Consider the following 12,329-nt stretch of genomic DNA (forward strand, 5'->3'; position numbering starts at 1 on the left):
GGCGATCTCTAGAAGCTTTGGGCCGCTTTGCTACGCCTGTTTGACCAGCCTCAGCAGCACCAGCAGGATCACCGCACCGATCGTCGCGTGGATGATGGCGGCGATGATGCCCGAGCCAAGGCTGATGCCGATGGCCGGAAACAGCCAACCGGCAATCAGCGCGCCAACGATGCCGACGACGATGTTGCCGATCAGGCCGAAGCCATAACCCTTGACGAGTTGGCCTGCGAGCCAGCCGGCGACCGCACCGACGATGAGGAAGATAAGAAGGCTTTCGATACCCATATGATCTCTCCTGATTTCGCGCATCGGCCCGGAACCCCGCTCAGGTTTTCGGAAAGCTCGATACGCTGGTTCAACGATGGTGCGCGTCCAGCTGGACCCGCGGCAGTGCAGGATCAGGCGGTGGCCGTGGTCTGGTCTTCGACGGCGGCACCTGGTGCGTTCTTCTTGATCGACTCGATCGCCTTCAGCGCCGATGCCTTGGCCGCGTAGCCTTCCGAACCGAACATCACCTCGCCGTTGGACGCCCTGAAGCGGAAGCGGAACTCGCCGCCCTTGTCCTTGTAGACCTCGAATTTGTACATCGCCTTGCCTCATGTTGCCGGCCCACGACTCACGCCGGTAGCGGAATCGTCGCATGACCCGCCGGGCGAAGTCCATCGTCCCGCGATTTGGGCTTTCAGCCGTCACGGTCGGTCAGGCAGATGTGGCAGCAGCCGGAGCCGTGGCCCGGCGTCCAGGTGACATTGTCGAAGCGCACGCCGGTCGCCTCGAACAGGCCGCGATCGAAGGCACCGGCGATCCGGCACAAGGTCGCCAGCCTGTCATCGCCGACGCCGGCATCGACCCAGGCGTCCTTCAGCGGGCAACGCTTGACCTTGAAGGCGATGTGGTGGTCGCTGCGCTCGACATCGGTCGGATACATCCGCCCGCCATCGGGGCTGACAGCCAGGAACGCCTCGCCGATGGCACGCGCGTCGTTCGGTCCGAACTGGGCGAAGGCCACTTCGGCGACCTCGCGGCCGCGCTTTTCGATCGCCCGCACCAGGATCTCCTCGGCCTTGTCGTCGCCCAGATCGACAGCCAGTTCGTCCAGCATCAGCCGGTACAGGTCGGCGCGGTTGCGAAAGGCCGCGTCGAGTTCGGCGGCAAGTTTCTCCGCCCTTGCGGCATGTTCGGTCACGAAACGGTCTCCTTGGTAACAGGCAGTTCGGGCGTGGCCGCCACCAGCGCCTTGCCGGTCGCGGAAGCAGGGCTTGCGATCACCGCCCGCGCCGCGCCCTGTTCGACGATCTTGCCGCCATCAATGATGGCGATGCGGTGGGCGACGGCACGCACCGCGCCCAGGTCGTGCGAGATGAAAAGATAAGCGATACCCTCGTCTTTTTGCAGACCGGCGAGCAGGCGCAGGATATCGGCGCGCACCAAAACATCGAGCGCCGATACCGCCTCGTCGAGCACGATCAGCGCCGGTTTGGTGGCAAGGGCACGTGCTATCGCGACGCGCTGGCGCTGGCCGCCCGAGATTTCGTGCACGGCGCGCCCGGCAAGCTCGGCGGCAAGCCCGACGCGCTCCAGCAACGTTGCAATCGCCGTTGGCCGCCCGCCCCTGTCGACAATGCCATGGATGCGCAGCGGATCGTCAAGCAGCCGCGCAACCGTCGCGCGCGGATTGAATGCTGCCAGCGGATCCTGGAACACCATCTGCAGCCTTGCTCGCGTCGCCCGGAGCGCACCACCTCTTAGCCGCAGCAGATCCTCGCCCTCGAAGCGTATGCTGCCGGCGTCGGCTTCGATCAGCCGGAGCAGGATGCGCGCCACCGTCGACTTGCCGCTGCCTGAGGGCCCAACAAGTGCCAGTGTCTCGCCCGCGGCGATGGAAAAGCCGACACCGTCGAGTGCGGCAAAGCCCTTGCCGCCGCGCGAAAAACGCTTCGACAGGCCCGCGACCTCAAGCAACGCCGGGCTCATGCGTCGAGCCCCAGATGCGCGTCGAGCAGCGCGCGGGTGTAGTCGCTCACCGGTGCCGCGATCATCTCACCCGTCATCCCTGCCTCGACCAGACGGCCATGCCGGAACACGGCAATGTTGTCGGCGAGGTTGGCCGCCAATGCGATGTCATGGCTGACGAACAACAGCGCCATGCCGTCCTCGTCGACCAGGCCGCGGATCAGCGAAACGATCTCGGCCTGGACGATGGTGTCGAGCGCGCTCGTCGCCTCGTCGGCGATCAAGAGCCTTGGCCCGGCGGCAATCGCTGCGGCAATCGCCACGCGCTGTTTCTGACCGCCGGAAAGCTGGTGCGGATAGGCCTTGGCCAGCAATGCCGGCTCCGGCAGTTTGACCCGGTCGAGCAGTTCGACAGCCAATCTGCGCGCCGCCGGCCAGGCCATGTCGAGATTGACACGGACCACCTCGGCGACCTGAGCGCCGACCGAAATGACAGGATCGAGGCTCGATCCCGGATCCTGGAAAACAAAGCCGATGTCGCGGCCGTTTCGCGCCACACGTCCGAGTTCCGGCCAAGCAATGCTGCCTTCAACCGTCGCCGCCGGCGGCAGCAGCCCGGCGATAGCACGCGCCAGCGTGCTCTTGCCCGAACCGCTCTCACCGATGATCGCCAGGCGTTCGCCGGCGTCGAGATCGAGGTCAACACCCTCGAGAGCCAGGACATCATTGTCGTAGCGGACGCCAAGTCCGCGCACATGGAGCAGCGGCATCAGGCGTTCCCCCGCCTGGTGGCCGCGCTTTCGACGATGCCTTCGCCGGCGAGATAGACGCCGAGTACGGCGAGCACCAGGGCGATGCCGGGGATGATGGAGAGGAATGGCGCCGAACGCAGCACCGCCCTGCCCTCCGCAATCATGCCGCCCCAGGTGACGCGGTTGGGATCGCCCAATCCAAGGAAGGACAGCGCCGCCTCGGTCAGGATCGCGGCGGCGACGATCACCGACGACAGCGCCAGCACCGGCGGCAGCGCGTTGGGCAGCACCTCGCGGAAGGCGATTTCGAGCGGACGCATGCCGATGACCCGCGCGCTGGCGACATAATCGCGCTCGCGGATCGACAGCACTTCGGCCCGCGCGATGCGCGCCGGCCCGGTCCAGGCGCTGAGCGCGATCGCCGCAACGACGACCCCGAGCGAAGGTCCGACGACACTGACCAGCGCCAGCGACAACAGGAACCCCGGCACGGTCTGGAACGCGTCGGTGATGCGCATCAGCACCTCGTCGACAAGCCCGCCAGCGAAGCCGGCGACAGTGCCGACCACGCTGCCGACCAGGATCGAGGCGGTCGCCGCCGCAAGCCCGACGGCCAGCGAGGTGCGCGCGCCATGGAACAGCCCGGCCAGCACGTCGCGGCCGAGCCTGTCGGTGCCGAGTGGCAACGCCCAGTCCTGAAACGGCCGCAACAAAGGCGCCCCGGCAATCGACAGCGGATCGCGCGGAAACAGCACCGGTGCCAACAGGGCCATCAGCACCAGGCAACCGAGAATGACGAAGCCGGCCACGGCCTCGGGCGAGCGGGTCAGGCGGCGCAGCGTCATGCACCGGCCTCGCTGGCACCAACGCGCGGATCAAGCGCGGCATAGGCGATATCGACCAGCAGGTTGATGACGATCACCAGCACGGCGCTGACCAGTATGATGCCGATCAGCAGCGGCGTGTCGCGCGCGCCCACCGCCTCCTGTGCCAGCCGGCCGAGGCCAGGCACCGAAAACACGCTTTCGATCACGACACTGCCGCCGAGCATCGCCGCCGATTGCAGGCCGAGCATGGTGACCAGCGGCAGAAGCGCGTTGCGCGCGACATGGCGCCAGACGATACGCCTGCGGCCGATGCCCCGGGCACGCGCCGCAAGGGTAAAGTCCATGCGCCAGACCTCGGCCATGCCGGCGCGCATCATCCTGAGGTAAAGCGCGAGATAGATGATGCCGAGGCTCGTCACCGGCAGCACCAGATGGCGCGCAATATCGAGCCCGCGCGAAAGGCCAGTCTTGCCCGAGGCGATGGTTTCCATGCCGGCGAGCGGCAGCCAGCGCAGCTGCACCGAAAAGACGATCGTCAGAACCAAAGCCAGCCAGAAGCCGGGCACGGCATACAACGCCAGCGAGCCGATCGACAGGAAGCGGTCGCGAAAACCTCCCGGCCGCGAGCCCGCGACGATGCCGAGCGCGGTGCCGAGGAAGAACGAAAGTGCCGTGGCACTGCCCATCAACAGCAGCGTGTTGGGCAACCGCTCCAGCACCACCGATAGCACCGGCCGCGACAGGGCGACGGAGTGACCGAGGTCGAGATGCAAGAGCGCCCAGAGATAGGCGGCAAGCCGCGTCGCCGGCGAGGCATCGAGCCCCCAGCTCTGGCGCAGCGCCTCGATCATGCCGGCGTCGCCGCCAACGGAAACGATGTAGGCGTCGACAGCATCGCCGGGCGCTGTCTCGAGCAACAGGAACGAGCCGACGACAACGATCAGCAGCACCGGAATGCTGCCGACCAGCCGGCGCCGGAGGAGGCGAAATGCGCGGTTCATGCGCGTCCTGCCCTCGCCCTTGTGGGGAGAGAGCCCCTGGCGGGCGGGTCGTTCCTTCTCACCCCCCTCTGGCCTGCCGGCCATCTCCCCCTCAAGGGGGGAGATCGGCTGTCATCGAAGCAGCGTCTTTCCGTCAGCGTTGCAGATACGCGCGCCAAGACCCCCACCGGCCGATCTCCTGCCTTGAGGGGGAGATGGCCGGCAGGCCAGAGGGGGGCAACGTAAGGCACCACAAATGTGAAGGGCATGCTCAATAACGGGTCATCATCCCAACTGGAGAGATGATGTCACGTTTCGACATAGGTGTCCGCCCAGTTCGAAACCGCCCAGCGCGGGTTGTTGGCAACGTTCTTGACCGTGTCGCGGGCAACGGTGATGAAGCCCCATTCGGCGACGTTGATCAGCGGCAGCTCCTCGACCACCTTCTTCTGGAACTCGTTGTAGAGCTCCGTGCGTGCCTTGGCGTCGAGCGTCTCCGCCGCCTTGGCGATCAGCGCGTCGAGCGCCTCGTTCTTGTAGCCGCCCTGGTTGGAGAACGGTACGCCGTCGGGAATGCCCGACTGCACCAGGATCGTCGTCGAGATCGCCGGGTCGCCACGGAACACCGGCGGGGCGATGGCAAGGTCGAAGGCGTGGTCGGTGTAGACCGCCTTCTGATGCGCGGCCGAGTCGTTGTTGACCAGTTCGGCATCGATACCGACAGCCGCCAGCGCCTGGCGCAGATAGTCACCAAACTGCTTGGTCTCGTTGAAATAGGGTGCCGGCAGAAGCTTCAGGGCAAAGCGCTTGCCGTCGTCCTTCTTGGGATATCCAGCCTCGTCGAGCAGCGCATTGGCCTTGGCGACGTCGAAGCCATAGGCCGGCACATCTGATGTGTAGAACTGCTTGTCGTTCTGCGGCACCGGCCCAGTCGCCGGCTTGGCGTAGCCAAGGAAGATCGTCTTGACGACGAAATCCTTGTCGATGGCATGCGCGATCGCCTGGCGCACTTTGAGGTCGGCCAGCTCCTTGCGGCGATGGTTGATTTCGACCACCAGCTGATAGGTCAGCGCCTCGTAGCCCTCGGTGATGACCTTGATGCCCGGCACCTTGGAAATTCGTTCGAGGTCGGCCAGCGGTACCGCCGAAAACGCCGCCAGCTGGATCTCCTCGGCTTCCAGCGCGCCGGCCGCCGCGGCACGGTCGGGCAGCACGCGGTAGATGATCTCATCGAGCGCCGGCTCGCTTTCGCCCCAGTATTTGTCGTAACGCTCGAGCCGGTAAAATTCGCCGGCCTTGTGCTCGGCGAACTTGAATGGCCCGGTGCCAACAGGCGCGTTGTTGGCCGGGTTTGCGGCAATGTCGCTGCCCTCGTAGACGTGCCTGGGCACCACAGACGTCAGCGCCGGCAGCGCATTCTTGACCAGTTGCAGCGGCGTCGGCTTGGAGAACTTGAAGATTGCCGTGTGCGCGTCAGGGGTGTCGACCGCCTCGAGGTTCTTGAACACGACGCGGCCAAGATTTTGCAGCGGCTTCCAGATGCTGAGCGCCGAGAACGCCACGTCAGCGGAGGTGAAGGGCTTGCCGTCGTGCCAGGTCACGCCCTGGCGCAGCTTGAAGGTCACCGACAACCCGTCATCCGATCCTTCCCAGCTTGTCGCAAGCCTGGGCTCAAGCCCGCCCTCGCCATCGAACGAAGCTTCGGCCAGCGGCTCGACGACCTTGCTCGAAACGAAGAACACGCCGTTGGAGGCAACGATCGCCGGGTTCAGGTTGCGCGGCTCGGAATCAGCCGCCACGACAAGGCGCCCGCCCTTTTTCGCTTGGGTCCAGCCAATCGATGGCAGCGCCGTCGAGGCCAGCAGGAAAGCCGACCCGGCCAGCACCTTGCGCCTGGAAATTTTGAAACCCGCCATGTCAGCCTCCATGCCCTCGGCACGGCGACATCGCCGGCCCGCCTGGTGCATGACCCCGAAAATCGGAATCGATTTTCAGAAAGGATCATGCACCGATCCAACTTCACAGCGTCCGTTGCGCGTCCAAATGGACGCGCGGCGCTGTAGTCATGGCCGGGATTATGATCCGGGAATGCCGATTTGCGAGAGACGAAATTGGCTTTTTGGGGTGCTGGCCCAAAACATTGTGCTCCTTGAGCACCGCAACGCCCGCGTGATCGCCTCTCAAATGCGTCGGCCCGGAAACCGTTTCCGATTTCCGGGCCGAAGCAGCGAACAGTCAGTCGACGTCAGGTCGCCGTTCAGGCGGCCTTCTTCTTGGCCAGGCGGGCGCGGATGCTTTCGACGTCAGCGCGTGGCGTCGCCGCAAACAGCGTCTTGGTGTAGCTGTGCTTGGGGTCGGCGAAGACCTCGTCGCGGCTGCCATATTCGACCGCCTCGCCGAAATACATCACCATCACCTCGTCGGCGATGTAGCGCACCACACTGAGGTCGTGGCTGATGAAGACGTAGGTCAGCTGGAACTCGTCCTGCAGGTCGGCAAGCAGGTTCAGCACCTGGGCCTGCACCGACAGGTCGAGCGCCGAGACGGGCTCATCCAGCACCAGCAGCTTCGGGTTCAGCATCAGGGCACGCGCGATGGCGATGCGCTGGCGCTGGCCACCTGAGAACATGTGCGGATAGCGGTTGTAATGCTTGTCTTCGAGGCCAACCTTCTTCAGCAGCGCCATCGCCCGGTCGCGGCGTTCGTCGGCCGGCGTGTTGGTGTTGATGACCAGCGGCTCGGTCAGGATGTCGCCGATCTTCTGGCGCGGGTTGAGCGAACCATAAGGGTTCTGGAAGACGATCTGCACCTTGCGGCGCATCTCCGGCGTGAGATCCCCCTTGGCGATGTCGACCTTGTTGCCTTCGAGCAGCAAGTCGCCCGACGTCGCCGGGTCGATCAGCGTCAGGATGCGGCCGAGCGTGGACTTGCCGCAGCCGCTTTCGCCGACGATCGCCAGCGTCTTGCCCTTCTCGACCTGGAAGCTCACGCCCTTGACGGCATGAACGGTCTTGGCCTTCTTCAGAAAGCTGCCGGGCACATGGTAGTCGCGCACGATGTTGCGCGCTTCGAGAATGACGCTCATCGTGCAGCCCCTTCCACCTGGTCGTCGACGAAGAGTTCGGAGATCGTCGGCAGCCGGTCGCCCGTCGCATTGTCGGGCAATGCCGCCAGCAGCGCGCGCGTGTAGTTGCTCTTCGGATTCTCGAACAGCGTCAGCACGTCGGCTTCTTCCATCTTGCGGCCCTTGTACTGCACGACCACGCGGTCGGCGGTCTCGGCCACGACGCCCATGTTGTGGGTGATCATGATCAGGCCCATGCCATGGTCGGCCTGCAGCTTCATCAGCAGATCGAGGATCTGCTTCTGGATCGTCACGTCGAGTGCTGTGGTCGGCTCGTCGGCGATGAGCAGCTTCGGGTTGCAGGCGATCGCGATGGCGATCATCACGCGCTGGCACTGGCCGCCCGACATCTGGTGCGGGTAGGAACCAAGGCGCTCCGCCGGATCGGCAATGCCGACCGACTGGAACAGTTCGATCGCGCGCTTGCGGCGGGCGGACTTGTCGAGGCCCATGTGCACGCGCAGCACTTCCTCGATCTGGAAGCCGACGGTGAAGCACGGGTTGAGGCTCGCCACCGGCTCCTGGAAGATCATGGCAATGTCCTTGCCGATGATCTTGCGCCGTTCGTTGGCGGGCATCGCCAGCAGGTCGCGGCCGTTGAACGTCAGCTTGTCGGCGGTGACATTGGCCGTCCAGGGCAAAAGCCCCATCGCCGCCAGCATCGACACCGACTTGCCCGAACCGGATTCGCCGACGATGGCAAGAACCTCGCGCTCGTGGACCTTCATCGACACGCCGTTGACCGCCCGGAACGGACCGGAGGCCGTCTGGAACTCGACGACAAGGTTTTCGATTTCGAGAAGCGCCATGTCAGGACCTCTTCAGCTTGGGATCGAGCGCATCGCGCAGGCCATCGCCCATCAGGTTGATCGCCAGCACGGTGATGAGGATCGCCACGCCCGGAAGCGTCACCACCCACCACTTGCTCTGGATGAACTCGCGGGCCTCGGCCAGCATGGTGCCCCATTCCGGCGTCGGCGGCTGCGCACCCATGCCGAGGAAGCCCAGTGCCGCGGCGTCGAGAATGGCGGACGAAAACGACAGCGTCGCCTGGACGATCAGCGGTGCCATGCAGTTCGGCAGGATGGTCTTGAACATCAGCCGGGTATGGCTGGCGCCGGCGACCTTGGCGGCAACGACGTAGTCGCGGGACTTTTCGCTCATCACGGCCGCGCGCGCCAGGCGCACGAAATGCGGCTGGTAGACGAGCGAAATCGCGATCATCGCGTTGACCAGGCCCGGCCCGAGGATGGCCACCAGCACGAGGGCAAGCAGCAGCGACGGGAATGCGAGAATGATGTCCATCACCCGCATGATGGCGGTGTCGACCCAGCCGCGGAAATAGCCGGCAATGACGCCGAAGACAACGCCGACGACAAGCGACAGCGTCGTCACGATGACGCCGACGAACAGCGAGAACTGGGTGCCGTAGATCAGGCGCGAAAGCATGTCGCGGCCGACCGCGTCAGTGCCGAGCAGGAAGCCGGCGCGGCCGCCCTCCTGCCAGACCGGCGGAACCAGAACCGCGTCGCGGTATTGCTGGGTCGGATCGTGCGGCGCGATCAGCGGCGCGAAGATCGCCACCAACACGAGAAAGATGAAGAACACGAGGCCGATGACGGCGCCGCGGTTTTCGGAAAAGTAGTACCAGAATTCGGCCAATCGCGCCCGGCGGGACGGATCGGTCGAGACGGCGCTGGTTGCAGCAGCTTGTGACATGACGCCCTCCTAGTGCCGGATACGCGGATTGATGAGACCGTAGAGCAGGTCCACGGCAAGGTTCACCAGCATGATGACCGCGGCGATCATCAGCAGGCCGCCCTGGATGACCGCATAGTCGCGCCGCGACACGGAATCGACCATCCACTTGCCGATACCCGGCCAGGAGAAGATCGTCTCTGTCAGGATCGCGCCGGCAAGCATCACGCCGACCTGCAGGCCGATCGTGGTGACGACCGGGATCATGGCGTTGCGCAGCGCATGGACGCCGACGACACGGAAGGTCGACAGGCCCTTGGCACGCGCGGTGCGGACATAATCCTCCGACAGCACTTCCAGCATCGCCGAGCGCGTCTGGCGCGCAATGACAGCGAGCGGAATGGTGCCCAGCACGATGGTCGGCAGGATCAGGTGGCTGACGGCCGACTTGAAAGCGCCGGCCTGGCCTGAGAGCAACGAGTCGATCAGCATGAAGCCGGTGACGGGCGGGAAATAGAACATCAGCGAGATGCGACCAGAGACGGGCGTCCAGCCGAGCATGCCTGATATCAGCATGATCAGCAGCAAGCCCCACCAGAAGATCGGCATCGAGAAGCCGACGAGTGCCGTTCCCATCATCGCCTGGTCGGCGAAGGAGCCGCGCTTGATCGCAGCGATGATGCCAGCGGGAACGCCGAGCACGATGGCGAAGATGATGGCGCAGAGCGAAAGCTCGACGGTCGCCGGGAACAGTTCGAAGAACTGGTCGACAACCGGCCGCTTGGTGACGATCGACGTGCCGAAATCGCCGCGCACCACGCCCCAGAGATAGTCGAGGTACTGGATGACGATGGGCCGGTCGAAGCCGAGCTGGGCGGAGATTTCCGCGTGCCGTTCGGGCGACATGACGCGTTCGCCTGACAGCAGAGCGACAGGATCGCCAGGCAGCAGTCGGATGAACGAGAATGCGATGATGGAGACACCGACGAATGTCGGGATAAGGACGGCGAGCCGTCCCAACAGGAACCGGAGCATGTCGAACCTTTAAGTGAATGTTCCGAGAAAAGGTAAGGGTAGCACAAAATGTGCATTGGGGCGCTTGTGATCCAAGCGCCCCAACCCAAGGCTGGCCTGTTTAGGCAACCTTACTCCGTGATGTCAACACCGTCGAAAGCGAAGTCGCCGAGCGGGCTCTGAACGAAGCCTTCGACGCCCTTGCGCATCGGAACGATCGACAGCGAGTGGTCGATGGTTGCCCAGGGAGCATCCTTCTTGAACACGACCTGCGCCTGCTCGTAGAGCTTGGTGCGCTCGGCAATGTCGGAGGTCTCCTTGGCCTTGGTCACCAGGTCGTCGAACTCCTTGTTGCACCACTGGGCGCGGTTGTTGCCGCCGACGGCGTCGCAACCAAGCAGGGTGTCGAGGAAGTTGTCCGGATCGCCATTGTCGCCGGTCCAGCCGAGCATGACGGCGCCGTCACGATCCTTGGCCTTCGACTTGTCGAGGTACTCGGCCCACTCGTAGGAGACGATCTCGACCGTGACGCCAACCTTGGCGAAATCGGACTGGATCAGCTCCGCCGCGCGGCGGGCGTTGAGCATGTAGGGACGCGAAACCGGCATCGCCCAGACCTTCATCTTGAGGTCCTTGACGCCAGCGGCTTCAAGACCCTTCTTCGATGCTTCCGGATCATACTTATCGTCTTCGACGGCCTTGTTGTACGACCACATGGTCGGCGGGATCGGGTTGGTTGCAGGCGTTGCAGCACCCTGGAACACCGCGTCGACGATGGCCTGCTTGTTGATGGCCTGGTTGAGCGCCTTGCGGACTTCCGGCTTGTCGAACGGAGCCTGGGTGGTGTTGTAGGCGAGGTAGGCGACGTTCAGGCCAGCCTGCTCCACGACCTTCAGGTTCGAGTCAGCCTTCATCGCGGCCACGTCGGCAGCGTTCGGGAACGGCATCAGGTGGCATTCGCCGGCCTTCAGCTTCTGATAGCGAACCGACGCGTCAGGGGTGATCGCGAAGACGAGGTCGTCGATCTTCTGCTTGCCGCCCCAGTAATCCGGGTTGGCCTTGTAGCGGATGATGGCGTCCTGCTGGTAGGCGACGAACGCGAACGGACCGGTGCCGAGCGGCTGCTGGTTCATCTGGTTCATCTTGCCGTCAGCCTGCAGCTTGTCGGCATATTCCTTCGACACGATCGAAGCGAACGGCATCGCGATGTTGGCGAGGAACGGCGCTTCCTTGCGCGTCAGGGAGATCTTGACGGTCAGGTCGTCGACCTTCTCGACCGACTTGATCACTTCCGGGAAGCCCATGCCGGCAGCGTATTCCCACGAAGCGCCGGTCACGTACTTGTTCCAGGGATTGTCAGCCTTCAGCTGGCGCTCGAACGAGAACACGACGTCGTCGGCGTTGAAGTCACGGCTCGGCGTGAAGAACTCGGTGGTCTGGTACTTGACGCCCGGACGCAGCTTGAAAGTGTACTCCAGGCCATCGTCGGAAACCGTGTAGCTCTCGGCCAGGCCCGGCTCGGTCTCGGTGGTGCCCTTCTTGAACTCAAGCAGGCGGTTGTAGACAGTGTGCGCGGCGGCGTCGAAGGTCGTACCGGCGGTGTAGAGGCCTGGATCAAAGCCTTCCGGCGAACCTTCCGAGCAGTACACGAACGTCTTTGCGCTCGCCGCACCGCTGAGGACGGTTGCAGCCAGCAACGCGGCCGCAAAGGTCGTTTTTTTCAACATTGAACACTCCCTATGATTTTTCCCAAGCCCTACCCGTCAGGCTCGCAGGCGCGCATATAAGCACCGTTTATCCAGCTTTGGAACTCCCCGCCTACCTGCCCTTTGGTAAGCAGAATAATTTACCCACAGATGACTTCGAAATAGTCGAAAATTGGCGTTTTCCATTGCCGGAACCGGCATTTGCACTTCGCGTTAGATTCGGTGGCGCCAAGTTTTATCATCGCGGCGGACGGCAATTCGAACGCTCTTGCTGG

General features: G+C 64.1%; 13 protein-coding genes. All 13 read right to left on the reverse strand.

Annotated features, from left to right (window positions below):
• Positions 1 to 30: 30 nt before the first annotated feature.
• The 13 genes from ACHMW7_RS25540 to ACHMW7_RS25600 all read right to left on the reverse strand — a co-directional run bounded on the left by ACHMW7_RS25540 (position 31) and on the right by ACHMW7_RS25600 (position 12,075).
• Positions 31 to 285, reverse strand: coding sequence for a GlsB/YeaQ/YmgE family stress response membrane protein (locus ACHMW7_RS25540; protein ID WP_395448201.1), 255 nt, complete (start codon positions 283 to 285; stop codon positions 31 to 33).
• A gap of 113 nt (positions 286 to 398) precedes the next feature.
• Entirely contained in the window at positions 399 to 587 is a 189-nt protein-coding gene (locus ACHMW7_RS25545; protein WP_395448202.1) for a YegP family protein, read from the reverse strand.
• 95 nt (positions 588 to 682) lie between these two features.
• On the reverse strand, positions 683 to 1,186 hold the full coding sequence (locus ACHMW7_RS25550; RefSeq protein ID WP_395448203.1) for an L-2-amino-thiazoline-4-carboxylic acid hydrolase: 504 nt from the start codon (positions 1,184 to 1,186) through the stop codon (positions 683 to 685).
• Entirely contained in the window at positions 1,183 to 1,974 is a 792-nt protein-coding gene (locus ACHMW7_RS25555) for an ATP-binding cassette domain-containing protein (protein ID WP_395448204.1), read from the reverse strand. Before ACHMW7_RS25555 ends, ACHMW7_RS25550 begins: the two co-directional genes overlap by 4 nt.
• On the reverse strand, positions 1,971 to 2,723 hold the full coding sequence (locus ACHMW7_RS25560) for an ABC transporter ATP-binding protein (RefSeq protein WP_395448205.1): 753 nt from the start codon (positions 2,721 to 2,723) through the stop codon (positions 1,971 to 1,973). The genes ACHMW7_RS25555 and ACHMW7_RS25560 overlap by 4 nt, the downstream gene beginning before the upstream one ends.
• Positions 2,723 to 3,550 (reverse strand): ABC transporter permease, encoded by an 828-nt coding sequence (locus ACHMW7_RS25565; RefSeq protein ID WP_395448206.1) that lies wholly within the window; start codon positions 3,548 to 3,550, stop codon positions 2,723 to 2,725. Before ACHMW7_RS25565 ends, ACHMW7_RS25560 begins: the two co-directional genes overlap by 1 nt.
• Positions 3,547 to 4,533 (reverse strand): ABC transporter permease, encoded by a 987-nt coding sequence (locus ACHMW7_RS25570; RefSeq protein ID WP_395448207.1) that lies wholly within the window; start codon positions 4,531 to 4,533, stop codon positions 3,547 to 3,549. Before ACHMW7_RS25570 ends, ACHMW7_RS25565 begins: the two co-directional genes overlap by 4 nt.
• 287 nt (positions 4,534 to 4,820) lie before the next feature.
• A complete protein-coding gene (locus ACHMW7_RS25575; protein WP_395448208.1) occupies positions 4,821 to 6,428 on the reverse strand; it encodes an ABC transporter substrate-binding protein in 1,608 nt (535 codons plus the stop codon).
• Positions 6,429 to 6,769: 341 nt separating this feature from the next.
• Positions 6,770 to 7,597, reverse strand: a complete 828-nt coding sequence (locus ACHMW7_RS25580) for an ABC transporter ATP-binding protein (protein ID WP_395448209.1) — start codon at positions 7,595 to 7,597, stop codon at positions 6,770 to 6,772.
• Positions 7,594 to 8,445: an ABC transporter ATP-binding protein gene (locus ACHMW7_RS25585; RefSeq protein WP_214393863.1), complete on the reverse strand. Its 852-nt coding sequence runs from the start codon at positions 8,443 to 8,445 to the stop codon at positions 7,594 to 7,596. The genes ACHMW7_RS25580 and ACHMW7_RS25585 overlap by 4 nt, the downstream gene beginning before the upstream one ends.
• Before the next feature lies 1 nt (position 8,446).
• Positions 8,447 to 9,355, reverse strand: coding sequence for an ABC transporter permease subunit (locus tag ACHMW7_RS25590; protein WP_395448210.1), 909 nt, complete (start codon positions 9,353 to 9,355; stop codon positions 8,447 to 8,449).
• Between the two features lie 9 nt (positions 9,356 to 9,364).
• On the reverse strand, positions 9,365 to 10,369 hold the full coding sequence (locus ACHMW7_RS25595; protein WP_395448211.1) for an ABC transporter permease subunit: 1,005 nt from the start codon (positions 10,367 to 10,369) through the stop codon (positions 9,365 to 9,367).
• A 110-nt stretch (positions 10,370 to 10,479) separates the two neighbouring features.
• The gene (locus ACHMW7_RS25600) at positions 10,480 to 12,075 is read right to left on the reverse strand and encodes an ABC transporter substrate-binding protein (RefSeq protein WP_395448212.1); all 1,596 of its coding nucleotides are present in this window, start codon (positions 12,073 to 12,075) and stop codon (positions 10,480 to 10,482) included.
• Positions 12,076 to 12,329: the final 254 nt, after the last annotated feature.

Source organism: Aminobacter sp. UC22_36, from assembly GCF_044056035.1.
Taxonomy (GTDB): Bacteria; Pseudomonadota; Alphaproteobacteria; order Rhizobiales; family Rhizobiaceae; genus Aminobacter.

Excerpts from the sequence above, each read along its gene's own strand:
- ACHMW7_RS25540 (WP_395448201.1), bottom strand. The coding sequence starts at position 285 with ATGGGTATCGAAAGCCTTCTTATCTTCCTCATCGTCGGTGCGGTCGCC.
- ACHMW7_RS25545 (WP_395448202.1), bottom strand. The coding sequence starts at position 587 with ATGTACAAATTCGAGGTCTACAAGGACAAGGGCGGCGAGTTCCGCTTC.
- ACHMW7_RS25555 (WP_395448204.1), bottom strand. The coding sequence starts at position 1,974 with ATGAGCCCGGCGTTGCTTGAGGTCGCGGGCCTGTCGAAGCGTTTTTCG.
- ACHMW7_RS25560 (WP_395448205.1), bottom strand. The coding sequence starts at position 2,723 with ATGCCGCTGCTCCATGTGCGCGGACTTGGCGTCCGCTACGACAATGAT.
- ACHMW7_RS25565 (WP_395448206.1), bottom strand. The coding sequence starts at position 3,550 with ATGACGCTGCGCCGCCTGACCCGCTCGCCCGAGGCCGTGGCCGGCTTC.
- ACHMW7_RS25570 (WP_395448207.1), bottom strand. The coding sequence starts at position 4,533 with ATGAACCGCGCATTTCGCCTCCTCCGGCGCCGGCTGGTCGGCAGCATT.
- ACHMW7_RS25575 (WP_395448208.1), bottom strand. The coding sequence starts at position 6,428 with ATGGCGGGTTTCAAAATTTCCAGGCGCAAGGTGCTGGCCGGGTCGGCT.
- ACHMW7_RS25580 (WP_395448209.1), bottom strand. The coding sequence starts at position 7,597 with ATGAGCGTCATTCTCGAAGCGCGCAACATCGTGCGCGACTACCATGTG.
- ACHMW7_RS25585 (WP_214393863.1), bottom strand. The coding sequence starts at position 8,445 with ATGGCGCTTCTCGAAATCGAAAACCTTGTCGTCGAGTTCCAGACGGCC.
- ACHMW7_RS25590 (WP_395448210.1), bottom strand. The coding sequence starts at position 9,355 with ATGTCACAAGCTGCTGCAACCAGCGCCGTCTCGACCGATCCGTCCCGC.
- ACHMW7_RS25595 (WP_395448211.1), bottom strand. The coding sequence starts at position 10,369 with ATGCTCCGGTTCCTGTTGGGACGGCTCGCCGTCCTTATCCCGACATTC.
- ACHMW7_RS25600 (WP_395448212.1), bottom strand. The coding sequence starts at position 12,075 with ATGTTGAAAAAAACGACCTTTGCGGCCGCGTTGCTGGCTGCAACCGTC.